The sequence below is a fragment of the Pseudomonas sp. HLG18 genome (assembly GCF_051903985.1).
GTDB classification, from domain to species: domain Bacteria; phylum Pseudomonadota; class Gammaproteobacteria; order Pseudomonadales; family Pseudomonadaceae; genus Aquipseudomonas; species Aquipseudomonas fluorescens_BT.
In genome coordinates this window covers 1380772-1406547 of record NZ_CP195831.1, presented here as the reverse complement: position 1 = coordinate 1406547, position 25776 = coordinate 1380772, and the positions used below count along the sequence as shown (strand labels likewise).

Here is a 25776-nt window from a genome sequence, read left to right as displayed (position 1 = left end):
TTGCTGCGTACGCTGAGCCTCGTATGGAGATCGTTTCAAGCGTTTCGCTTTTACGAGTTCCTGCGAGACCATTTTGACAACCTGAAGTAACGGTTGTCGATGCGGGAAAAAGCCCGTTTTGGCTTCGGCTGAAACGGGCTTTTTTTGCGCCATGATACTGTCACTTGTTGGACTTTTTATAAAATTGGCCCTGTTCAGCTGTAAGGCATTTCCATGACATCTGTCATCCCGACATCCCCCTCACCGTCAGTTATGAGCTAATAGCCCCTTCATTAAACCGTCGCTGAAACGTTGTACTAGGATAGGATCCAATTTCCTGATGCGCTGTCGCCGGGCACGGAGCTTCTTTCCGGTGGGTCAGGAATACGAGTACCACACTGCAACTCATGGATGAACGACATGAACTCACAGCTGTTTCCTCACATTGGTAAGGTCATTGCCAGCACTGGCAGCCGACATTTTCCACGGATGCTGCATGACCTGATCCTGACCCAACTGGCGGTGGACGCCACGCACATCCGGCAGATGCGCGTGGAACCGGTGGGACGCTCGCAACCGCGCGTCGAACCCGAATGCATCAAGGAAGCGCCCTTGCCGGCTGAAACGGTGTATTCCGAGTTGAGCACGCAGCCGAATGCCAATGATTTGCCCACTCCCGAACCCTCGACGGTCACCGACGCTTCGCAATTGCACCTGACCCGGCGCAAGGACGGTTACCGCTATGTGATCTCTGTCTACCGTTGCGGTCCGTCAAAACGCTTTTCTGCCCATGAGCGCAGTTTGTTGCAGGATATTTCTCCAGTCCTGCTGCCGATGGTCGAGAAACACATCAACGCCCTGCAACCGGCAAACACTGACGTCCAGGGACAAACCCGGGAGCAGTCGGATTCCACCCTGCTGGGCCTGGAAACCCTGCGCCTGCGCTTTTGCGAGCGTGTGGAGCAACTGGGGCTGAGCCTGTCGAACCGTGAGATGGAAGTCTGTGTCGGCCTGCTCGCCGGGCGCACGGCACCGGAACTGGCCGAACAGTTGCAACTGAAGGTCAATACCGTGGAGAGCTATCTCAAACGCGCAGCCATCAAACTGGGCATCAGCGGACGTCACTCGCTGATGCGCTGGATGTATTCGCCGAAAGACTGCCCGGCAGCCTGCGGTCCGTCGAACGCAGCCTGACCATTCACACACCTGAAACGAAACCGCCCTCCTGCAAAGGACGGCGGTTTTCTCATGCCGGCGTCAATCCCGGGCCAATGCCTCGATCGGATCGAGCCGCGACGCATTGCGCGCCGGCACGAAGCCGAACACGATGCCGATCAGGGTCGAGCAGAACACCGCCGTCAGCACCGAGCTCAGCGAGAACACCATCTCCCACTCCTTGATGAATAGCGAAAACAAGTGGCCGATGGCGTAACTCAACGAAATTCCAATCGCCCCACCCAGCAGACAGACCATCACCGCCTCCACCAGAAATTGCTGACGAATGTCCGACTGCCGCGCCCCGACCGCCATGCGGATACCGATCTCGCGGGTACGTTCGGTGACCGACACCAGCATGATGTTCATCACCCCGATACCGCCGACCACCAGGGAAATCACCGCAATCAGCGACAGCAACAGCGCCAGTGAGCGGCTGGTTTTCTGCACGGTCTGCATCACGCTGTCGAGGTTATTGGTGAAGAAATCCTTGGTGCCGTGGCGCTGCAGCATCAGTTTGTTGACGTTGTCTTCCACGATCTTGCTCGGCTGACCGTCCTTGATCCGCACGCTGATGCTGTCCAGGTAACGCTGGCCCAACAACCGTCCGGCTGCGGTTTCATAGGGCACCCAGACATTGAGCGACTTGCTCGACGAGAAGATGTTTTTGTTCTCTGCCGCCACACCGATCACGGTACACGGCAGGTTGCCGATCAGGATCACCTGCCCCAGCGGATCGACACCCTCGCCGAACAACCGATGGCGGGTGTTGTGATCGATCACCGCCACTTGCGCCTGGCGCCGGGCATCGCTTTCGCTGAACGCGATACCCGCCTCCATCTTGATTCCGCGTACCTGGAAATACAGATCGCTGACGCCGTTGACCTGCGCATCAAGGTCGATATTGCGGTAGCGCAGCAGCAGATTGCGCCCGACCACCGGCGTCGCGCTGTCGACGTAATACAACTGATTGAGCGCCGCGACGTCGGCCGGCACCAGGGTTTCGATGGCCGCCGAGCGACTGTCACCGAAACTGGTGCCGGAATAGATATCGATGGTGTTGCTGCCGATGGCCTGAATATCTTTCAGAACGTAGCGCTTGGCCCCCTCACCGATGGCCGAAATCGATACCACCGAGGTGATGCCGATGACGATCCCGAGCATGGTCAGCAGGGTACGCATCCGATGGGAGATCAGCGCGACCCAGGCCATGTTGAACGCCTCCTTGAACAACCCGAGTCTGGCCACCAGACGCCGCGCCGCCGTCGACTTGGGCACCGCGTCCTCGTTGCTCAATGCCGTGCTGTCGCGCTCGTTGCGGCGGTCGCTGAGGATTTCGCCGTCGCTGACTTCAATGATGCGCTCGGCATTGGCGGCAACCTTGGGGTCGTGAGTCACCAGAATCACCGTGTGCCCGGCCGCGTGCAGCTCCAGCAGAATGCGCATCACCTCCTTGCCGCTGGTGGTGTCGAGGGCGCCTGTCGGCTCATCGGCAAGGATCACCTCCCCACCGTTCATCAAGGCCCGGGCGATACTCACACGCTGCTGCTGACCACCCGAGAGTTGACTCGGACGATGGGTCAGGTGCCCTTCCAGCCCCAGACGCGCTAACAGTTCCCGAGCCCGGGCATGCCGCTGTGGTTCCGGCGTGCCGGCGTAGATCGCGGGCATCTCGACGTTGTGCATCGCGCTCAGATGCGGCAGCAGGTGGTAGCGCTGAAAGATGAAACCGAAGTAGTCGCGGCGCAGTTCGGCCAGCGCCTGATTGTCCAGATCCCGGGTTTCCCGGCCGTTGATTTTGTAGCTGCCACTCGTGGCGTAATCGAGGCAGCCGAGGATGTTCATCAGGGTCGACTTACCCGAACCGGAGGCCCCGATGATGGCGACCATTTCCCCGGCGTTGATCGTCAGGTCGATGTTTTTCAGCGCCAGAAATTCGCGGTCGCCAGCGGTGAAACTGCGGGTGATGCCGGTCAGTTGCAGCAGAGGTTCGCTCATGCTCATGTCCCTGCCACTTTCGACACCGGATCACCGATCACCACGCGGTCACCTTCGGCGAGGCCTTCGTTGACCTGTACCTTGACGTTGTTGTTGATCCCGGTCTGCACATTGCGCGATTGCGCTTGCCCCTTCGTATCCAGAACTCGTACCGGGAAACTGCCATCGTTGTTGCGCGGCCCCAGTGCCGCTACCGGAATCGTCAGCACCGATTTGGCGGTGTCGAGTACCACCCGCACCTGAGCGGTCATGGAGATCCGCAAACGGTGGTCGGGATTCGGCACCTCGAACAACGCGTTGTAGAACACCGCCGTATTCTGCTTCGGCGTGCCTGCAGGCGGGGTTTCCAGGAAGTTCTGCGGCGCAGGCTCGGTGCCGCGCAGCTTGCCGTAATAACGCTTGTCCTCGCCCAGAATGGTGAAGTACACCTCCTGCCCCGGCGCGATGTGAATGACATCCGCCTCCGACACCTGAGCCTTGACGGTCATGGTGTCCAGGTCCGCGAGTTTCAGCAGGATCGGCGCCAGTTGGTTGGCAATCACGGTCTGGCCTTCCTGAGTCACGATGCCCACCACGTCGCCGTCGATGGGCGCAACGATCCGCGTGTAGGCCAGATTGACCTTGGCGGTGTCGATCTGGATATGCGCGCTCTTGATCTGCGCATCCAGCGACAACAGATTGGCCTGCTGCACCTCGTAATTCGATTGCGCGGTTTCGAAATCCTGCCGCGAAATCGAGGCGTCCTCCTGCAGGTTCTGATAACGCTCATAGAGCGCCTTGGTCTGCCGTAACTGAGCCTGGGTCGCCCGGCGCTGGGCTTGGAGATTTTCCTCATCGACCTGTGCCTGACGCAGGGTGTTCTGCAGCACCAGCGGGTCGATTTCCGCCAGCCACTGGCCCTTCTTGACCTTGTCGCCGACCTTGACCTTCAGCGACTTCAATTGCCCCGAAACCTGGGCTCCGACGTCCACCTGCTTGATCCCCTCCAGCAGACCGGTGGCCAGCACTGCGTTTTCAATGTCAGCGCGTTCGACCGTAGCGGTCAGGTATTGCGGTGCCTCGGCCGGCGCCTGCACCGTGTAGAACACCAACCCGGCCACCAGCGTCAAGGCGATTCCCAGACCGACTTTGCGCAACTTCGACTGTTCCATAAATGACCACAATTCCGTTCAGGGTTGAGCCCGGCCAGCGGCCGGGTTCCAGGATAAAAGCTTCAATCAGGACAACACTTGACCCGCCGCCACCGTCAGCCCGTCATGCCACCACGCCGCAAGACTGAAGACGTTGGGCGCCTTGAGGATCGTGAAATGGTTGCCCGGGCCGTACCACACCGCCAGATCCCTCGCCTCACGCTGCCAGCCTTCAAGCATCGCCGTCTGTTCGCGCCGGTTGCCCGAGGCGTCCAGGGTCGGGTCGTCCACCAGCGCCAGACGCACCGGCCCGGTATAGGCCAGCGCCGGTCGATAGACCGTACGCAGCGCCGTGGCGAAGGTGCGTACCGGCCCCAGCATCGCATCGACTGACGCACGTTCGGACAGCACACCCGCGCGCACCATCCCGTCATGCAGCAGGCGCATTTGCGTGCTGTCGTCGGCCTCGGCGAAGGCCAGCGCATCGATGCCCAGAGACTTGCCGCTGGACAACTGCAGCGACTCGATCAGCCGCAACATCGCCGCCGTCGTGGTATATGGCTTGCCAACCACACTGTTGCCGCCAGGTGATTCGCTGTCGATCAGGGTCAGGGACGCCACCTCGCGCCCCGCCACCTGCAACTGCGCCGCCATGGCGTAAGCCACCCAGCCACCGAACGAATGCCCGATCAGATGCACCGGCCCCTGCGGGTACAACTGCTCAAGCGCCCGCCGGTAGAACGTGGCCGCGCTTTCGACCCGGCTGTGCGGCACCGTTGCGCCGTCGAGGCCCCGGGGTTGCAGCCCATGAATCGGCCACTCCGGCCCCAGCGCCTCGGTCAGGTGGATGAACCCGGTGACACTGTCCCCGGCCCCCGGCACGCAGAAAATCGGTGCATGCCCGGTGTGACCGGTCTGAATCGTCAGGATCGGCTGATAAGCCGTTGGCGCTGGCGCAGTTGCCGTTTCCAGCGCCTGAGTCAGGGCCTGCCCCAAAGCCTGAACGTGCGGTGCTTTCATCATGCTCTGGTGATCGCCCGGAACATCAATGCAGTTCAGCTCCACACCTGGCAGTTCTTCAGCCCAACCGCACGTGGGGCTGAGTCGTGACATTGGCGCCGAACGCTCCCTGGCACGCAGCAGATGCAACGGCAGACCGATCGGGTTGATCCGGTAATGGGCCAACGCATGTCCGTGGGCCACCTCCCGGTCGAGGTAATGCCAGGCATCCGCCGACGCGACAGCTGCCAGCTCGGGTCTGAGCAGCTGTTGTTCGTGACAATGGTTGAACAAATCGGCGAACGCCCACTGCTCAAGTTCGGTCTGCAACACGGCCAGACGCGCCAGTGCTTGCTGCCCCTGGGTCTCACGCCCGGCCCAATGCGCCGTGCAATGCAAAAGCAATTGGCGCTTGTGCACATGTGCATCGTTCCACTGCGCCTTGTTCGGATCGGCCAGGCGCGGCACGTAGGTGTCGATCAGCCCGACGAACGCCACTGCCTCGTCCAACCCGAGCAGTTGCGACGCGATTTCATAAGCCAGCACACCACCGAACGACCAGCCGGCAAGCCGATAGGGGCCGTGGGGTTGTCTGGCGCGGATCACCTCGACCAGCCGGGCTGCCAGGCACTCCATGGTGCGCAGTTGCGCGCTACCGGGATCGATACCCGGCAAGCCGTAAATCGGAAACTCGCCGCCGATGTGCATGCCCAGCGCCGGGAAATACAGGTCCTGACCACTGAACTCATGCACCAGGAACAACGGCGTGCCCCGGTCGCTTGCACGCACCACGATCACGCCGTCATGGTGCCGCACAGCGTCATTGCGTTGGCACAACAGCGTGGCAGTAGCCTCGACAGTTGGATGCTGGAACAGCTCGGCCAACGAAACCGGCATGTCGGCCTTTTGCATCAGATCGACGAGCCGCACCGCCAGCAGCGAATGCCCGCCCAGCTCGAAGAAGTTGTCATGGCGGCCTACCCGCCCGACTTGCAACACTTGCGCCCAGAGCCCGGCCAGAGACGCCTCAAGAGGATTGGCCGGCGCTTCATAGTCACGCATGACCAGCGCTTGGTGTGTCGGCGCCGGCAACGCTTTGCGATCGACCTTGCCGTTGTTGTTCAGCGGCAGGCTCTCCAGCGCCACCCAGGCGGTCGGTACCATGTACTCCGGTAACCTGGCTTGCAGCAGCGCGCGCAGGGTGGCGCCCTGCAATGCAGGATCGTGCGCCGTGTAATAGGCCACCAGCCGCGTTGGCTCCTGTTCGTCGCGTCGGGCCAGGACCACCGCTTCCTTGACGCCCGGACAGCTCAACAGGCGGTTTTCGATTTCCCCGAGCTCAATGCGGAAGCCGCGGATCTTCACCTGGTCATCATTGCGGCCGATACATTCCAGTCGCCCCGGCGCCTGCCAGCGCACCAGGTCGCCCGTGCGATACATCAAGGCTTGCGGATTGTCGCTGAACGGATCCCGGAGGAATTTCTCGGCACTGAGTTGAGGCCGGTTCAAATAGCCCAGCGCAACCCCCTGACCACCGATGTACAACTCGCCGGTGACGCCGAACGGCACCGGTTGTTGCCGGTCATCCAGCACATACACGCGGGTATTGCCGATGGGGCCGCCAATCGAAACGCTGTCGGCATCCGGCGCCACCTCACGTACTTCGAAGGTGGTGGCGTACGTCGTGGTTTCGGTCGGGCCATAACAATGCACCAGGCGCAGGTCCGGCGCTTCGGCGAGCAGCTTTCGAAACGCCGCCGGATCACCACGCTCGCCACCGCACAGCAGGATGCGCAGCCCTTTGAGCGCCTCGGGAATCAATTGCACGTACTGATTGAACAACGCGGTGGTGACGAAGAGGATCGTCGCCCCGCAGCGCTCCAGTTCCCGACCGAATGCCTGCGGGTCGAGCAAGATCCCATGATCGATCACGGCCACCTGGCCACCGTTGAGCAAGGCGCCCCAGATGTCCATGGTGCTCGCGTCGAACGCCGGGTTCGACGCGAATGCCACCCGGTCACTCGGGTTGAAATCGGCATAGCCGCAATCGATCACAAGGCGTGTAATGCCGCGATGCGGCACCATGACCCCCTTCGGGGTGCCCGTGGAGCCCGAGGTGTACATGATGTACGCCAACGCCTCCGAGGACTGAGGCAGATCCGGGTTGTGCGAAGGACTCCCGGCAAGCGCCAGGGTATCCAGATCCATTCGCCGGACCGGGTAATCGATGGCCTGATCGCTGCCGGTCAACAGTGCGACCGCCTGACAATCCTGCACCATGAATGCCTGACGCTCGGCGGGTGCGTTGATGTCCAGCGGCACATAGGCCGCCGCACACTTGATGATCGCCAACTGTGCGACCAGCAGCTCCAGAGAGCGTGGCAACAGAATCGCCACATGATCACCGGGCCGCACACCTTGAGCGATGAGATGATGAGCCAGGCAATTGGCGCTGTGGTTCAATTCTGCGTAACTCAACACCTGCGTCCCATGCACCGCAGCGACGGCTTGCGGATGCTCGGCGGCCTGCATCTCGAACACCCGCTGCACGGTCAACACTTGCGGACAATCCCGCGCGGTGGCGTTGAGTTCGTCGAGCAACTGCGTGCGTTCCTGATCCTCGATTATCTGCACGTGTTCCAGCACTGCCTGGTCGTTGTTGACCATGGCCTGCAACAAACGCTGGAAGTAACCGATATAGCGCCGCGCCGTTGCCTCATCGAAGAGCGCTGTGGCGTACTCCATCCAGCCATTTATCCCGTTGGGCGATTCACCCAGGGTCAGGGTCAGGTCGAACTTGGCGAAGTGACTCGGCTCGGCCACCGCTTCCAGGGTCAGATCCCCCAGCGCCAATACCGGCCCGTCGCTGTTGCGCCAGTTGAACATGGTCTGGAACAGCGGACTGTGGGCCAGGCTGCGGGCCGGTCGGGCGATTTCCACCACGTGCTCGAAGGGCAGGTCCTGATGGTCCTGGGCCTGCAAGGTCAGCGCCTTGACCCGCGCCAGCAACGCTTCGACGCTCAGCTCACCGGAGGTATCGATGCGTAACGCCAGGGTATTGACGAACAACCCGATCAATCCCTCGATTTCGGCCCGCAAACGGTTGGCCACCGGTGAGCCGACCACGACGTCCGATTGCCCGGACAAACGACTGAGCAGCATCGCCCACGCGCTCAGCATCGTCATGTACAGCGTCACGCCATGGCGCTGGCTCAAGGCTTTGAGCCCGGCGCTCAAGCGCTCGTCCAGGCATACTTCGACGCTGCTGCCGGCGTAATCCTGTTGCGGCGGCCGGGGTCGGTCGGCAGGCAACGTCAGCAAGGCTGGCGCATCGGCCAACGTGCGTTGCCAATATTCGCTCTGGCGCTGCAAAACCTCCCCGCTCAGCCAGCGTCGCTGCCAGACGGCATAGTCGGTGTATTGCAACGCCAGCGGCGGCAAAGGGTCCGCCAACCCCTGACTGAAAGCCTGATACAACGCCATCAGCTCGCGGGTCAGCACCTCCATCGACCAACCGTCGGAGATGATGTGATGCAAGGTGATCAGCAGCACATGGTGATCGTCGGCCAGACGCACCAGTCGCCCGCGAATCAACGGATCGTCCTGCAAGTCGAACGGGCCTGAAGCTTCCCCCTGAATCAGCGCCTGCAAGGCTTCGTCGGCCTGCGGGTGCTGGCGCAAGTCCTCGACACGCAGCAGCACGCCGCTGTCGGGCGGGGTAATCAGCACCTGGGCGTCGCCATTGCAGGGGGCGAAGCGGCTGCGCAGGCTTTCGTGCCGGGCGACAATCCGGGCCAGCGCCCGCTGTAGCGCATCGGCGTCGAGCACACCGCGCAGACGCAGGCCGATCGGAATGTTGTAAGCCGTGTTGGCACCTTCCATCTGTGCCAGAAACCAGAATCGCTGCTGGGAAAACGACAGCGGCAATACGCCTTCCCGTGGCACCGGCAGGATCGGCGGCTGCGTCGAGCGTCCGGCCCGGGCGAGCGACTGCGCCACCGACGTCAGGTCGGCATTGGCGAACAACTCGCCGAGCGCAAGCTCCACGCCCAGCCGCTGGCGCACTTGCGCAACCATGCGCATGGCCAGCAACGAATGTCCGCCCAACTCAAAGAAATGATCCTGACGCCCTATCCGCTCGACCTGCAGAACCTCGGCCCAGATCTGCGCCAGCGTGCATTCCAATTCGCCTTGCGGCGCCTCGTACTCGCGAGTGAGCAGCGCCGTGCGCTCCGGCAACGGCAGGGCCTTGCGATCGAGTTTGCCATTGGCGGTCAGCGGCAGGCTGTCGAGTCTGACGAACGCGACCGGCACCATGTACTCGGGCAACTGGCCCAGCAGATGCTCGCGCAGTTGCGCCACAGCCAGTGGCTGCACCTGGGCCTGCTCGGTGAAATAGGCCACCAGCCGTGGTTGTCCGGGCTCGTCTTCACGGGCCAGCAGCACCACTTCCTGAATGCCGGGGAGCTGCTGCAGACGGCTTTCGATTTCCCCCAGTTCGATGCGCATGCCGCGGATTTTCACTTGGTCATCGTTGCGCCCCAGGTATTCGATCGTCCCGTCCCGGCGCCAGCGGGCAAGGTCGCCGGTGCGATACATACGCGCATTCGGGCGTTGACTGAACGGGTCCGGCAGGAAGCGTTCAGCGGTCAGTTGCGCACGGTTCAAGTAACCGCGCGCCACGCCTCTGCCACCGATATACAGCTCGCCGGATACCCCGATCGGCACCGGACGCTGTTGGTCGTCGAGCAGATACACCGAGGTATTGCTCACCGGTTTACCGATGTGCAGCACCTCCCCCGCCTCGATCCGTCCGGACGTGGCAACGACGGTGGCTTCGGTCGGGCCATAGTTGTTGATCACATCGAAATGCTGATTGCGCGAAAACTGACGCAAGCGGTCGCCGCCGATCAGCAAGGTGCGCAATGTCGGATGCTCGAGATGCCGGCTGAAGGCGTACTCGGCGACGGGCGTTGGCAGGAAACTCACGTCCAGCGGTTGCGCGCACCACCAGGCCAGCAGCCCGTCGACGTCTTCGCCGCCGTCCTGCGCAGGCGCCAGGTGCAGGGTCGCGCCGACGGACAGCGATGGCCAGACTTCCCAGGCCATCGCGTCGAAGCCGAACCCGGCCAGACTCGACGTATGACGACCGGCGCACAGGTCAAAGGCGTTGCTGTGCCAGTCGACCAGATTGACCAGTGTCTGATGTTCGACCATTACGCCCTTGGGCAAACCGGTGGAGCCCGAGGTGTAGATCACATAAGCCAGGTTCGCTTCGGACAGATCTGGTACCACCGGGTTTGCGTCATTGCCTGAGCGCCAGGTGCGCGGATCAAGATCGAGTACCGGCAGCTCCTGTCCCGGCAGCCGTGCGAGCAGGTCACTTGAAGTCAGAATCGCCACTGGCTCGCAATCGCTCAGCAGATAATTCAAGCGTTCGGCCGGATGCGCGGGGTCGATCGGTACATACCCGGCGCCGGCCTTGAGGACTGCGAGCATTCCGGCCAGGGTATCCAGTCCTCGACGGGCGACGATGGCTACCCGGTCATCCGGTCGCACGCCCAGATCGATCAAGCGATGCGCCAGAAGGTTGGCCTGGCGATTCAGTTCGTCGAACGTCAGTTGCTTGTCCAGGTGCACCGCCGCCAACGCTTGCGGTCGCGCGACGACCTGCGCCTCGAAGCGTTGATGAATCGTCTGTCCGCGAACGTATTCGACATTGCTGGCGTTGAACCCCGTCAACAGCTGTTCGCGCTCCAGAGCGGGCAACACCGACAGTTGGCTCAACGGCGTATCCGCCGCTTGCTCCAGCGTCTGCAACAGGTTTTCCATGGCACACAACATATAGCCGCAGATCCGCTGTGCCTCGACTTCACGGGTGGCCAGCAGCGTCAGGCTGAAGTGATCGCCAAAGTCATCGATGCTCAAGGTCAGCGGGTAATTGGTGCGTTCTTGCGCATGCAGGACGCTGATCCCCTCCCAGGCCGAGAGCGCTTCGGCACTGGCATTGGCGCTCGAGGTGCTGTGCCGGTAGTTGAGCAGCGAGTTGAATAGCGGCGATGACCCGACCACCCCACTGCAGCGCTGGGCCAGCACCAGCGGTGCGTGCTCATGGCGCATCAGGCTGGTCAGACGTACATGGGTGGCCTTCACCGACTCACTCGCTGCCAGCGCACTGACCTCGACCCGCAGCGGCAAGGTGTTGATGAAAATGCCCAGCGCGCGGTCGGTCGCCTCCGCCCCTTGCATCCGCCCCATCAACACGGTACCGAACACAACGGCCGACTTTCCGGTGAGTGCATTGAGGACCTGCCCCCAGCCGAGATGGAACAGACTCGCGACACTCACGCCGAGCGACCGGGCACTGGCTCGCAGGCGCTGCCCCAGCAAAGGGTCAAGTGGCACACCACATTCTTCGATGTCGCTGCCATCGCCATGCACGCCTTGCAAACCGAACGGTAACGTCGGCTCGTCGATGTCACCGAGCATCTCGCGGAAAAATGCCTCGTGCTCCGACTCGCTGATGCCTAGTCGCGCCTGGGCGACATAATTGCGAAACGGTACGGGCGGTCCCAGTCTGGCGCTCTGCCCTGACAGGCAAGCCTGCATTTCCTCGCTGACGACAGCGAGCGCCGAGTGATCCATCGCCATGTGGTGAAACAGCAATATGGCGACGATACGCCCGGCCTCTGCATCCCAGGCATGGGCCAGGCGCAATAGCGGCGCGCGAGTCACGTCGAGGCGAAAGTGCCGGGCGTCAAATCGCGCATGCAACTGTTCCAGGACATCGCCTTCAGCCGCATCGAGCTGCATTGCCTCCAAAGGCAACCCGACATTTCGCAGGACCACTTGCACCGGCGTGTCCAGTCCTTCCCAGACGATGGCGGTGCGCAGAATGTCGTGGCGCTGGATGACGGTCTGCAACGCCTGGACGAATGCCTCGAACCGCGCGAGTCCGCTGAACGCGAATTTCGCCTGCATCACATACGGGTCACCCTGTGCAGCGCTCGCGTGGTGGTAGAGGATGCCCTCCTGCAACGGCGTCAGCGGATAGATGTCCTGGACATTGGCGCCGCCGCCAGGGATCTGCGCGACAATTTGATCGAGGGTGTCCTGGCTCAGCTCGACCAGCGTCAGCATCGCCGGGGTGATCCGTGTGGTGCCCGGTGAAATGCCATTGACCGGCACTTCAACCTGTCCCTCCCGTGCGGCCGAGTAATCGCCCGCCTCGATCAGCTCGATCAATGCCGGCTTGTGCTCGCGCAACGCGGCCAGCAAACCCGGCTCACTCAGGGCCTGCTTGTTGCCATTGACCCGTAATTGCCCGTCCGTGATTGCCAACTGGATGTCTTTTGTCTTCAGTGTCGCCAACAGTTCATTCAGGTTCACAGGACGATCTCCATTCTTTCCGTGATGGCTGCATAACCAGCCAGAGTCGGTTGCTCGAACAACGTCCGGACATCGGCTTCGATACCTTCCTGTTGCAGACGCCCGATCAGATTGACTGCCAGCAACGAATGCCCACCCAGCTCAAAGAAATGGTCTTGCCGCCCGACGCGTTCGACTTTGAGCAATTCGCACCACAGTCGCGCAAGGAGGATTTCCATCTCGCCGACCGGCGCCTCGTATTCGCGGCGACTGACCGCAGCCTGATCCGGTGCCGGCAGCGCCTTGCGATCCACCTTGCCGTTGGGGCTCAGCGGCAGGCTGTCGAGCGCGACGAATGCCGACGGCACCATGTAATCGGGCAAGCGTGCCAGCAAGTGTTCGCGCAACGCCTCGATCCCAGGCTGACCGGCCTCGGCGTGCCAGGTGAAGTACGCCACCAGACGTTCCTCACGCACCAGCACCACGGTTTCACGCAGGGCTGGATGGCTGAGCAACTGCGCTTCGATTTCACCCGGCTCCAGGCGCAGGCCACGCAGCTTGACCTGGAAGTCGTTGCGCCCGATGAATTCGAGCTGGCCATCGACGCGGTAGCGCACAAGGTCGCCCGTGGCGTACAACCGGTCGCCGACCACGAACGGGCTCGGGATAAACCGTTCGGCCATCAATTGCGGCAGGCCCAGATAGCCCCGCGCAACCCCGGCACCGCCAATGAACAACTGACCGATGACCCCCATCGGCACCGGCCGCCCGGCGGCATCCAGTACATACAAACGGGTGTTGTTGATCGGCCGTCCGATCGGCAACGCACTGTCCGGCACCGGCATCGACGGCTCCAGCGTCCACACCGTGCTGTCGACTGTCGCTTCGGTCGGGCCGTAGACGTTGTGCAAACGCACTTGCGGCAAGCGCTCGCGCACAAGACGAGCCAGCGCCGGCGTCAGGTCGCCGCCGCCACAGAACACGTCGGTGAGACTGCTGCACTGGCTGACATCGTTCTGCTCGAGGAACTGTTGCAACAACACCGGCACGAACTGGATCACGCTGATCCGCTGTTCGCGAATCACCTGCACCAGATACGCCGGCTCGCGGTGTCCATCGGGGCGAGCCAGCACTAGCCGCAGCCCGGAGCTCAACGGCCAGAACAGCTCCCAGACCGAGGCATCGAAACTGAACGGGGTTTTCTGCAACAGGGCACCGTCCGTCACGGCGGGACACAGCTGCGAACTCCAGTGCAACAGGTTGCCCACGCCACGATGCTCGACCATCACGCCTTTCGGCGCACCGGTCGAACCGGAGGTGTAGATCACGTAGGCCAGGTTCGAAGCGCTCAGGTTCGGTACTTGCGGGTTGTCCTGCGGGTTGAATGTCCAGTGGTCCTGATCCAGATCGATCACCAGCGCGGCGCTTTCGTCGAGCAATGCACGAGTCGCCCCGTGCACCAGCACCGCTACCGGCGCGCTGTCCTTGAGCATGTAATCCAGGCGCTCGGCCGGGTACGCCGGGTCCAGCGGTACATAGGCACCGCCCGCCTTGAGGATGCCGAGCAGACCGACGATCAGTTCCAGCCCACGCTCGACACAGATCGCCACCCGCGAATCCGGCCCCACGCCCAACTCGCGCAGGTAATGGGCCAGACGGTTGGCCTGAGCGTTGAGTTCGGCGTAGGTCAGCCGCTGTTCACCGGCCTGCAACGCAACGGCTTGCGGCGTGCGTTGTACTTGCGCTTCGAACAGCCCGTGAACGGTTTGCTCCAGATTGTCTGCGGTGCCGGTGGCGTTGAGGTCGTACAGCACTCGCTGACGTTCTGCGCCTTCAAGGATCGGCAAGCGGTTCAGCGGCTGATCCGGTGCCTGTTCCAGCGCATCCGCCAGTTTATCCAGCGCGGTCTGCATGTAGTCGCAGATGCGTTGCGAACCGATGCTCGCAGGGGTCATGGCGGTGAGCACAAACCCGCTGCCCAGATCATCGACGCCCAGGCTCAGCGGATAGTTGGTGCGTTCTTCGCTGCTCAGGGTCTCGATGCCCTGCCAGGCCTGACGCAGGTTTTGCTGTTGCGCCTCGTCGGCGCTGTGCCGGTAGTTGAGCATCGAACTGAACAGCGGCGACGGCGCGGCCACACCGCTGCAACGCTGGGCCAGCGCCAGTGACGCGTGTTCATGGCCGAGCAGCGCACTGAGCCGCGCATGCGTCGCCCGAGCGCCTTCGCGCACCGGGGTTGCCCCCAGATCGACCCGCAGTGGCAAGGTGTTGATGAACATCCCCAACGCCCGGTCGGCCCCGTCGCCGCCCTGCATCCGGCCCATCAGTACCGTGCCGAACACCACCCGCTCCTGACCCGACGTCGCCGCCAGCACCTGGGCCCACGCGAGGTGGAACAGGCTGGCCACGCTGATGCCCAGTTGCCGGGCCAGGCTGCGCAGACGCTGGCTGGTTATGGCGGTCAGGGCCTGTTGCGTTTCCTCGATGTCGCGACCGTCGCCTTGTACATCCTGCAAGCCGAACGGCAGGGTCGGCTCGTCGATGTCGCCGAGCATTTCCCGAAAGAACGCTTCGTGCTCCTGCTCGCTGACACCCAGCCGCGCCTGCGCCACGTAGTTGCGGTAAGGCACCGCCGCGCCCAGCGAGGCTTCGCGCCCTTGCAGGCAGGCGAGCATTTCGTGCTGTACCACGTCCAGCGCGGTGTGATCCATCACCACATGGTGGAACAACAACATCGCGACTACCCGGTCGTGAGCCGGATCACGGGCATACACCAGACGCAACAATGGCGCCTGGCTGATGTCGAGGCGGTAGTGCCGGGCATCGAAATGCTCGTGCAATTGCTCGAGGATGTCGCCATCCGCCGGGTCGAGCACGATCGCCTGCACCGGCAGGTCTGCGTGACGCCACACCACTTGCATCGGTTCGGCCAGTTTCTGCCAGACCACCGCCGTACGCAGGATGTCGTGACGCGCAATGACCTGGCGCAGCGCCGCAACAAAGCTGTCGAGCCGCTCGAGACTGTCGAAGGCCAGCCGCGATTGCAGCAGGTACGGGTCACCCTGCTCCGCGCTCAAGTGGTGATAGAGGATGCCTTCCTGCAACGGTGCCAGCGGATAAATATCCTGCACGTTGGCAGCGCCACCCGGCACCGTGGCAACGATCCGGTCAATGCTGGCCTGATCCAACTCGGTCAGGCTCAGCAGCTCCGGAGTGATGTAAGTGCAGCCGGCAGGAATGCGATTGGCAGGCACTTCGATTTCGCGACCGCTGCCCACCGCAGCGGCCAGTGCAGCCAGCGTTGGCTGGCTGAACAGCACGCGCACGTCGGTGTTGAGGCCGATCTGGCGCAGGCGTTCGATCAGGGTGACGGCCAGCAACGAGTGGCCGCCCAGTTCGAAGAAGTTGTCGTGGCGGCCGACCTGCTCCAGTTTCAACACATCGGCCCAGATCTGTGCCAGCGCGGTTTCCACCGGGCCTTGCGGGGCTTCGTATTCGCGGCTGAGCCAAGCGTTCTGATCCGGCTCCGGCAAGGCCTTGCGGTCGAGTTTGCCGTTGGCGGTCAGCGGCAAGGCGTCGAGTCGCACGTAAGCCGCCGGGATCAGCGCTTGCGGCAATCGGGTTTGCAGATGATTGCGCAGGGCTTCGATATCCGTCGGCGCACGCTCGGTGAACCACACCAGCAACTGCCCGTCGCGCACCAGCGCCACCGCGTCCTGCACCGCGGAATGGCTGGCCAGCGCCGCTTCGATTTCTCCCAGTTCAACCCGCACACCGCGCAGTTTCACCTGATCGTCGTTGCGGCCCAGGTATTCGATATTGCCGTCCGCGAGCCAGCGTGCGAGGTCGCCTGTGCGGTACATGCGCCCTTCGTTGAACGGATCATTCAGGAAGCGCTCGGCGGTCAGCTCGGGACGGTTCAGGTAACCCCGTGCGACACCAGCGCCGGCGACGTACAACTCGCCCGTCACACCTACCGGCACGGGGCGTTGCTGGTCATCGAGCAGATAGATGCGGGCGTTGGCCATCGGCCGGCCGATGTGCAGAGGTTGACCCACTTCAACCGGGCCGGACGTGGCGACCACCGTGGCTTCGGTCGGGCCGTAGTTGTTGATCACCGCGAAGGTCTGCGCACGGTTGAACTGACGCAGTTTGTCGCCACCGATCAACAAGGTACGCAGGGTCGGGTGTTGCAGCTCGCGGCTGAAGGCGTATTCGGCCACCGGTGTCGGCAGGAAACTCACCTGCAACGGCTGCGCTCGCCACCAGTCGAGCAGTTCGTCCAGGTGCTCGTTGCTCACCGATTCCGGCGGCAGGTGCAACGTCGCACCGACGCACAGCGCCGGCCAGACTTCCCAGGCCATCGCATCGAAACCGAACCCGGCCACGCTGGCGGTGTGGCTGCCGGCGTGCAGGTCGAAGGCTTCGGCGTGCCAGTGCACAAGGTTTTCCAGGGTCGCGTGTTCGACCATCACCCCTTTCGGCTGGCCGGTGGAGCCCGAGGTGTAGATCACGTAGGCCAGGTTGTCCGGCGTAAAATCGGCGACCTGCGGATCAGCAACCGACAGGCCTGACCAGGTTTCATGGGCGAGATCAATCACCGGTACGCCAGCCTGATCAGGCAGTGCGGCGTCGCGAACCAGTACCACCCTCGGCGTACTGTCGGCCAGCATGTAAGCGATGCGCTCGGGTGGATAAGCCGGGTCGACCGGTACATAAGCGGCGCCGGCCTTGAGGATCGCCAGCAAGCCGACCAGCATGTCCGGGCTGCGTTTGAGACAGATCGCCACTCGCGTCTCGGTAGTGACCCCCAGCCCCAGCAGATGATGGGCCAGGCGATTGGCGCGCTGGTTCAACTGCCTGAACGTCAGGCGCTGCGTGCCCGCCTGAACCGCCACGGCATCCGGCGTGCGCGCAACCTGCGCTTCGAACAGACGATGAACACCTTGCGCTGAAGGGTAATGCGCGGCGCTGGCGTTAAAGTCGCCAAGCAGCTGCGTGCGCGCCGCTGCTGACAGGACGTTGAGACGTTCAAAGGCTTGTCCGGGGTTGTCAGCCAACGCTGTCGCCAGCTCCGTCAGAGCGGTGTGCATCAGCTCGCAGACCCGCTGCGCCCCCACATGATCCGGAGTCAGCACCGACAGGTTGAAGCCATCGCCCTGGTCATTGATGCTGAGGGTCAGCGGATAATTCGTGCGGCCGTCCTGGGCCAGGAATTCGATGCCTTGCCAGACCTGATCAACCGTCTGTCGCGCAGCGTCGTGGCCGCTGTGTCGATAGTTGAGTACCGCGCTGAACAGCGGCAAAGGGGCGGCCACGGCGCTGCAACGCTGAGCCAGGGCCAGCGACGCATGTTCGTGTCCCAGTAAAGCCGCCAGCCGCTCATGAACCGTGCGAACCGCTTCACTCACACTCTGTCCATCTACCTGCACGCGCAGTGGCAAGGTGTTGATGAACATCCCCAAAGCCCGATCCGCGCCCTCGCCGCCTTGCATGCGCCCCAGCAGCACCGTGCCGAACACAACGTCCCGGCGTCCGGAGGTCGCCGCCAGCACCCGTGCCCAGGCGAGATGAAACAGGCTCGCGACGCTGACCCCGAATTGCCGCGCCTGGCGGCGCAGGTGCCGATTCAGTTCCTGCGGCAGGGCCAGCGAATACTCCTCGATGCTGCGGCCATCGCCCTGTACGTCCTGCAAGCCGAATGGCAGGGTCGGCTCGTCAATATCACCGAGCATTTCGCGAAAGAAGGTTTCGTGTTCTTCCTCGCTGATGCCCTGGCGGGCCTGATGGACGTAGTTGCGGTACGGCGCGGCGGGAGGCAAAGACTCAATCTGCCCCGGCAGATACACCTGCATGTCCCGGCGAACCACCTCCAGCGCCGTGTGATCCAGCACGACGTGATGGAACAACAGAACGCCTGCCACCCGGCCATGCAGCGGATCCTCGGCATACATCAGACGGATCAGCGGTGCCTGACCGAGGTCGAGGCGAAAATCCCGGGCATCGAACCGTGCGCGCAACTGATCGAGGATATCGCCATCCAGTGGATCAAGAGCCACCGGTTGCACCATCAGCGCAGCCTCTCGCCACACCACTTGCTGCGGGCTCGGCAATCCTTCCCAAACCAGACTGGTGCGCAGGATGTCGTGGCGCGCAATCACCTTTTGCAAGGCGTTGGCAAAAGCGTGCAAGCGCTCGACGCTGGCAAAGGCCAGACATGTCTGTAATAAGTAGGGATCGCCCTCGGCGGCACTCAGGTGGTGGTAAAGAATGCCTTCCTGCAACGGCGCCAGCGGATAAATATCCTGCACGTTGGCGGCGCCGCCGGGCACGGTGGCAACGATCCGGTCAATGCTGGCCTGATCCAGCTCGGTCAGGCTCAGCAGCTCCGGGGTGATGTAAGTGCAGCCGGCCGGAATGCGATTGGCAGGCACTTCGATTTCGCGACCGCTGCCCACCGCCGCGGCCAGCGCTGCCAGGGTCGGCTGGCTAAACAGCACGCGCACGTCAGTGTTGAGGCCGATCTGGCGCAGGCGTTCGATCAGGCTGACCGCCAGTAACGAGTGGCCGCCCAGTTCGAAGAAGTTGTCGTGGCGTCCGACCTGCTCCAGTTTCAACACATCGGCCCAGATCTGCGCCAGCGCGGTTTCCACCGGGCCCTGCGGGGCTTCGTATTCGCGGCTGAGCCAGGCGCTTTGATCCGGTTCCGGCAAGGCCTTGCGGTCGAGTTTGCCGTTGGCGGTCAGCGGCAAGGCGTCGAGTCGCACGTAGGCGGCCGGGATCAGCGCTTGCGGCAATCGGGTTTGCAGATGATTGCGCAGGGCTTCGATATCGGTCGGCGCACGCTCGGTGAACCACACCAGCAACTGGCCGTCGCGCACCAGCGCCACCGCGTCCTGCACTGCCGGATGGCTGGCCAGCGCCGCTTCGATTTCCCCGAGTTCAACCCGCACACCGCGCAGTTTCACCTGATCGTCGTTGCGGCCCAGGTATTCGATATTGCCGTCCGCCAGCCAGCGTGCGAGGTCGCCGGTGCGGTACATGCGCCCTTCGTTGAACGGATCATTCAGAAAGCGCTCGGCGGTCAGCTCGGGACGGTTCAGATAGCCCCGCGCCACGCCCGCACCAGCGACGTACAACTCGCCCGTCACCCCCACAGGCACCGGACGTTGCTGGTCATCCAGCAGATAGATGCGGGCGTTGGCCATCGGCCGGCCGATGTGCAGCGGTTGACCCACTTCAACCGGGCCGGACGTGGCGACCACCGTGGCTTCGGTCGGGCCGTAGTTGTTGATCACCGCGAAGGTCTGCGCACGGTTGAACTGACGCAGCTTGTCGCCGCCGATCAGCAAGGTACGCAGGGTCGGGTGTTGCAGCTCGCGGCTGAAGGCATATTCGGCCACCGGTGTCGGCAGGAAACTCACCTGCAACGGCTGCGCTCGCCACCACTCGAGCAGTTCGTCCAGGTGCTCGTTGCTCACCGTTTCCGGCGGCAGGTGCAACGTCGCGCCGACGCACAACGCCGGCCAGACTTCCCAGGCCATCGCATCAAAGCCGAACCCGGCAACGCTGGCGGTGTGGCTGCCGGCGTGCAGGTCGAAGGCTTCGGCATGCCAGTGCACAAGGTTTTCCAGGGTCGCGTGTTCGACCATCACGCCTTTCGGCTGGCCGGTGGAGCCCGAGGTGTAGATCACGTAGGCCAGATGCTCGGGGGTCAGGTCCGGCAGCTGTGGATTGCTGTCCGGCAGATGCTGCCAGGCGTCACTGTCAAGATTGATCACCGGCACGGCGCCCAGCAGATCGCGAGTGGCCGTCTGTGCCAGTACCGCCACCGGATCGCTGTCCTGCAACAGATAAATGATCCGTTCTGCCGGATGCGCCGGATCGACCGGTACATAACCGGCGCCAGCCTTGAGGATCGCCAGCAGCCCGACCAGCATCTGCGGACCCCGCTGCACGCAGAGCGCGACGCGATCGTCCGGTTGCACGCCGAGACCGATCAGGTGATGGGCCAGGCGGTTGGCGCGGCGGTTCAACCCGTCGTAGCTCAGACGTTGCCCGCCCTGCACCATTGCTACAGCGTCGGGTTGGATCGCCGCTCGCGCTTCAAACAACTGGTGCACAACATGACCGTGGGCAAAGTCGCGACCGGTGATATTGAAACCGACCAGCACGCGCTGGCGTTCGGCCGCCGACAGAATCGCCACCTGATTCAATGGCGCATTGCGATCCTGTTCCAGCGCGCTCAGCAAATTGTCCAACGCCGTTTGCAGATAATCGCAAACCCGCGCGCCATCCACTTCGGGCACTGCCTGTACAGACAGCCGGAAACCCTGTCCAAGGTCATCGACGCTGACCACCAGCGGATAGTTGCTGCGCTCACGAGAATCGAGAATCCGGATGCCCTCCCATCCCGGCGTAGCCGTCTGTTGCGCGCTGTGGCGATAGTTGAGCAAGGTATTGAACAGCGGTTCTGAACCCGTCACGCCACTGCAACGTTGAGCCAGCATCAGCGGCGCCTGCTCATGCACCAGCAGTTGCGCCAGACGCTCGTGGGTCGCCCTGACACCCGCCTCCACCGCCGTCGCCCCGACATTGACCCGCAGCGGCAGCGTGTTGATGAACATACCCAAGGAACGGTCGGCGCCCTCTCCACCCTGCATGCGCCCCAGCAGCACCGTGCCGAATACCACCTCCTCGCGCCCGCAGATCTGTGCAAGGACCTGGGCCCAGGCCTGATGCACCAGACTCGCAACGCTGATGCCCAGCGTGCGGGCCTGTTGGCGCAGGCGCCCGGCAAGATGCTCATCCAGTGCCAGTTCGCTGTCCACGATGTTTGTGCCATCGCCGAGTACGTCTCGCAGGCCGAACGCCAGGGTCGGTTCAACGATGTCGCCGAGCATGTCGCGAAAGAACGCTTCATGTGCCCCGGTATTCGAACCGAGACGGGCCTGAGCGACATAGTTGCGGTATTGCACGGGGGGCGGCAGCGCGTCGACTTGCCCGTCAAGGGCGTCGCTCATCTCGGCCACCAACACCTCAAGCGCGGTGTGATCGAGCACGATGTGGTGCAACAGCAGGATTGCGACCCAGCGGTTTTGCAACGGGTCTTCGGTGTAGGCGAAGCGCATCAACGGCGCACGCTGCAAGTCCAGGCGATAGTGTCGCGGATCGAAGTGTGCCTGCATTTGCTGCAACACATCACCGTCCTGCGGATCGGCATCCACCCGCTCCAGTGCCAGCGGCGCCGCACGCCACACCACTTGCACCGGCTCCTCAAGGTTTTCCCTGACCACGCTGGTACGCAGGATGTCGTGCCGGGCGATGACACTGTTCAATGCGCGGACGAACGCCTTGATCTGCGCCAGCCCGTCGAAGGCGAACTGCGCTTGCAACACGTAAGGGTCACCGTCGGCAATGGCCAGATGGTGATAGAGAATTCCCGCCTGCAACGGTGCCAGGGCGTAGATGTCCTGCACGTTGTCGATACCGCCCTCGACGGTCTCAACGATACGGTCGATGGCCGCTTGATCCAGCGTGGCCAGTGGCAGCATGTCCGGGGTGATGCGGGTGCAACCGGGTTCGATGCGATTGGCCGGTACGCTGACCGTCGCGTCCCCTCCCAGCGTCGCCGCGAGTGCCGCCACGCTCGGCTGGCCGAACAGCACACGGACGTCGCACTGCATGTCCTGCTGACGCATGCGCTCGATCAGCTTCACCGCCAGCAGCGAATGACCGCCCAGCTCGAAGAAATTGTCATGCCTGCCCACCCGGTCCAGCCCGAGCATGGTCTGCCAGATCACAGCGATGCGGGTCTCGATTTCGCCAAGCGGTGCTTCAAACGCCCGCCGGGCGAAGGCTTCGTTGTCAGGCTGCGGCAACGCCCGGCGATCGAGTTTGCCATTGGCCGTCAGCGGGAAGGCATCAAGGCGCACGAACGCGCCCGGCACCATATGCTCGGCCAGCGAGGCCAGCAGGTGATCGCGCAGTTGAGCAACGCTCGGTTCGACACCTTCGGCGGCCAGCCAGTAGGCCACCAGACGCGTGTCGCCGGGGCTGTCCTCGCGGGCGATCACCAGCGCATCGCGCACGCCGTCGCAGGCGGCAAGACGTGCCTGGATCTCGCCAAGTTCGATACGGAAACCACGGATTTTCACCTGGTCATCGTTGCGTCCCAGGTATTCAAGTTCGCCGTCCACCGTCCAGCGTGCCAGATCGCCGGTCCTGTACAAACGCGCTTCGGCATGCCCGCTGAACGGATCGGCGATGAAGCGATCGGCAGTCAACGCCTCACGATTCAGATACCCTCGGGCAACCCCGGCGCCGCCCACGTATAACTCACCGGTCACCCCGGCCGGCACCGGTTCCCGCCGGGCATCGAGGACGTACAGCTGCAGGTCGGGAATGCGCACGCCGATCGGGCTGCTGGCGGTCAATTGCGCATCTGCCGCCACCAGCGGTCGATAGGTCACATGCACCGTGGTTTCGGTGATGCCATACATATTCACCAGCCGGGTGCCGGCGTTGCCGATCCGCGCGTACCAGGGTCTGAGCGATCCCGGATCGAGCGCCTCACCGCCAAAAATCACTTCGCGCAGCGAATGCTGCAACGGGCTGCGGCCCTGGGCGGCGATCAACTGACGGAACGCGCTCGGCGTCTGGTTGAGTACGGTGACACCCGTGCGGCAGAGCAACGCGTAACACTCGTCCGGCGAGCGGCTGATGTGTTGCGGCACCACCAGCAACTGACCGCCGTAAGCCAGCGCGCCCCAGATTTCCCAGACCGAGAAGTCAAAGGCAAACGAGTGGAACAACGCCCAGACGTCTTGCGCACTGAACCGGAACCAGTCGTGGGTCGCGCCAAACAGACGTGCCACGTTGCGGTGCTCGACCATCACGCCTTTGGGCAGCCCGGTGGAACCCGAGGTGTAGATCACGTAGGCCAGATGCGCCGGATTCAAGTCCGGGATCTGTGGATTGGACTCCGGTTCATTTTGCAAACCTTGGTCGTCAAGGTCGATCTGCGGCACGGAGAGCCCGGCAATCCGATCCAGAGTCGCTGCCTGCATCAGCACCGCCACCGGCGCACTGTCTTGCAGGGTGAAGGTGATGCGCTCCAGCGGATAAGCCGGATCGATCGGCACGTAACCGGCACCCGCCTTGAGCACACCGAGCAGGCCGACGATCATTTGCGGGCCGCGCTCGACGCAGATCGCTACCCGGTCATCCAGACGAATGCCAAGGGCGAGCAAACGATGGGCCACCTGGTTGGCCTGTCGGTTGAGTGCTCCATAGCTGTAAGTACGGCCCTCGAACAGCAACGCAACCGCCTCGGGCCGATTGTGCGCATGCGCTTCGAATTGCTGATGGATCAAAGGCGTGTCGGGAAACGTTGCCTTCGGTGAGTTGACGCCATACAGCCAGTGTTCACGCTCGGCGGGCGGCAGGATGTTGAGGCTGTGCAATGCGGCTTGCGGGTTGTTCTGCAACGCATCGACGAGACTGTCCAGTGCCGTGCGCAGGTAACCGGCGATGCGTGAGGCGCCAAGCGTCACATCGGCCAGTACCGTGATGCGCAGGTCCTGACCGAGGTCATCGATGTTGACGGTCAGCGGGTAATTGGTGCGCTCGCGGGCACCCAACACGTGCACCCCCGGTGACAGCTCGATCACCTCGGCGACTTCCTCCACGCTGCTGTGGCGGTAGTTGAGCATGGCGCTGAACAGCGGCGTCGGTACCGCCACGGCGCTGCAACGCTGGGCCAGTGCCAGGGACGCCTGCTCATGGGCGAGCAGCGCGGTCAGGCGCCGGTGCGTCGCCAGCACGCCGTCATGAACGCTCGACGCGCCGACATCCACCCGCAAAGGCAAGGTATTGATGAACATCCCCAAGGCCTGTTCAACACCGTCAGCCGCGTTCATCCGTCCCAACAGAACGGTGCCGAACACCACCGCCGAGCGCCCGCACAGTTGCCCAAGCACTCGCGCCATGGCCAGGTGCATCAGGCTCGCCACGCTCACGCCCGATTGTCGCGCCTGGGTACGCAGGCGCTGGCTCAGATCGCTGTCGAGCATGCACGAGACTTCCTCGATGCCCTGTCCGTCACCTTGTACGTCGTGCAAGCCACCGGGCAGTGTCGGCTCGTCGATGTCGCCGAGCATCTCGCGGAAAAAGTCTTGATGCGCTTGCTCATCCGACCCCAGGCGTGCCCTCGCCAGATGATCGCGAAATGGCACCGCCCTCGCGACGTCGGCGTCGCGGCCGGACAGATAGGCCTGAATTTCCCGGCGCACCACATCAAGCGCGACGTGATCCATGATCATGTGATGGAACAGCAACAACGCGACCACCCGGTCGTTGGCCGGATCCTCGGCGAACACCAGCCGCAACAACGGGGCCTGTCGCAGGTCGAGGCGAAAGTATTGCGGGTCGTGGCGTGCCAGCAATTGCGCGAGGATGTCCTCGCGGACATTCAGATCGACTTCCTCACAGACCAGCGGGGCTTCACGCCAGACCACCTGCACAGGTTCGTCCAGATGCTCCCAGAGGATGGAGGTGCGCAAAATGTCATGGCGCTCGATCACCCGACGCAACGCTTCGGTGAATGCCTCCAGCCGTTCGCGACTGTCGAACGTGAACCGCGCCTGCGACACATAGGGATCACCCTCGGGTGCGGAAAGGTGGTGATAAAGCAGCCCCTCCTGCAACGGTGCCAGCGGATAGATGTCCTGTACATTCGCCACGCCACCCGGCACCGTGGCAACGATACGGTCGATGGCCGGCTGATCCAGCTGCACCAGCGGCAGCATGTCCGGGGTGATGCGCAGCGCCGGGCTCGACCAGTCGCCGCCGTGGCTCGCCACCAGTTCCAGCAACTGCGCCTTGTGTTTGGCGAGGCTGTCCCACAACGCATCGTCCAGTGCGTCGTCATCGCCCAGAATGACCAGGTCTTCATCGTCCTGTTGAAGGCGGATCGCATGGGTGGAAATAACGGCCATCAGCTCGCGAAATTGCATGGGGGTAACCTGCTGTAAATTCAGAAAAAAGGAGCGCGCAGCAGCGAGTCCGTACGGCTGCGCGCAGCCTG

General features: G+C 63.1%; 5 protein-coding genes. 1 reads left to right on the top strand and 4 read right to left on the bottom strand.

Annotated features, from left to right (window positions below):
- Positions 1-399: 399 nt before the first annotated feature.
- Complete coding sequence (locus tag ACSPX5_RS06400) at positions 400-1173, top strand: helix-turn-helix transcriptional regulator (protein ID WP_323162182.1); 774 nt, start codon at positions 400-402, stop codon at positions 1171-1173.
- 63 nt (positions 1174-1236) lie between these two features.
- On the opposite strand, the gene ACSPX5_RS06395 is transcribed toward ACSPX5_RS06400, so the two are convergent.
- The 4 genes from ACSPX5_RS06395 to ACSPX5_RS06380 all read right to left on the bottom strand — a co-directional run bounded on the left by ACSPX5_RS06395 (position 1237) and on the right by ACSPX5_RS06380 (position 25705).
- Positions 1237-3192 carry a MacB family efflux pump subunit gene (locus tag ACSPX5_RS06395; RefSeq protein WP_439821202.1) on the bottom strand — a complete coding sequence of 652 codons (1956 nt, stop codon included), beginning with the start codon at positions 3190-3192 and terminating at the stop codon, positions 1237-1239.
- A gap of 2 nt (positions 3193-3194) precedes the next feature.
- Positions 3195-4343, bottom strand: coding sequence for a macrolide transporter subunit MacA (gene macA / locus ACSPX5_RS06390; RefSeq protein ID WP_207865990.1), 1149 nt, complete (start codon positions 4341-4343; stop codon positions 3195-3197).
- A 66-nt stretch (positions 4344-4409) separates the two neighbouring features.
- Positions 4410-12710, bottom strand: a complete 8301-nt coding sequence (locus ACSPX5_RS06385; RefSeq protein ID WP_439821201.1) for an amino acid adenylation domain-containing protein — start codon at positions 12708-12710, stop codon at positions 4410-4412.
- Positions 12707-25705 carry an amino acid adenylation domain-containing protein gene (locus ACSPX5_RS06380; protein WP_439821200.1) on the bottom strand — a complete coding sequence of 4333 codons (12999 nt, stop codon included), beginning with the start codon at positions 25703-25705 and terminating at the stop codon, positions 12707-12709. Before ACSPX5_RS06380 ends, ACSPX5_RS06385 begins: the two co-directional genes overlap by 4 nt.
- Between the last annotated feature and the right edge of the window lie 71 nt (positions 25706-25776).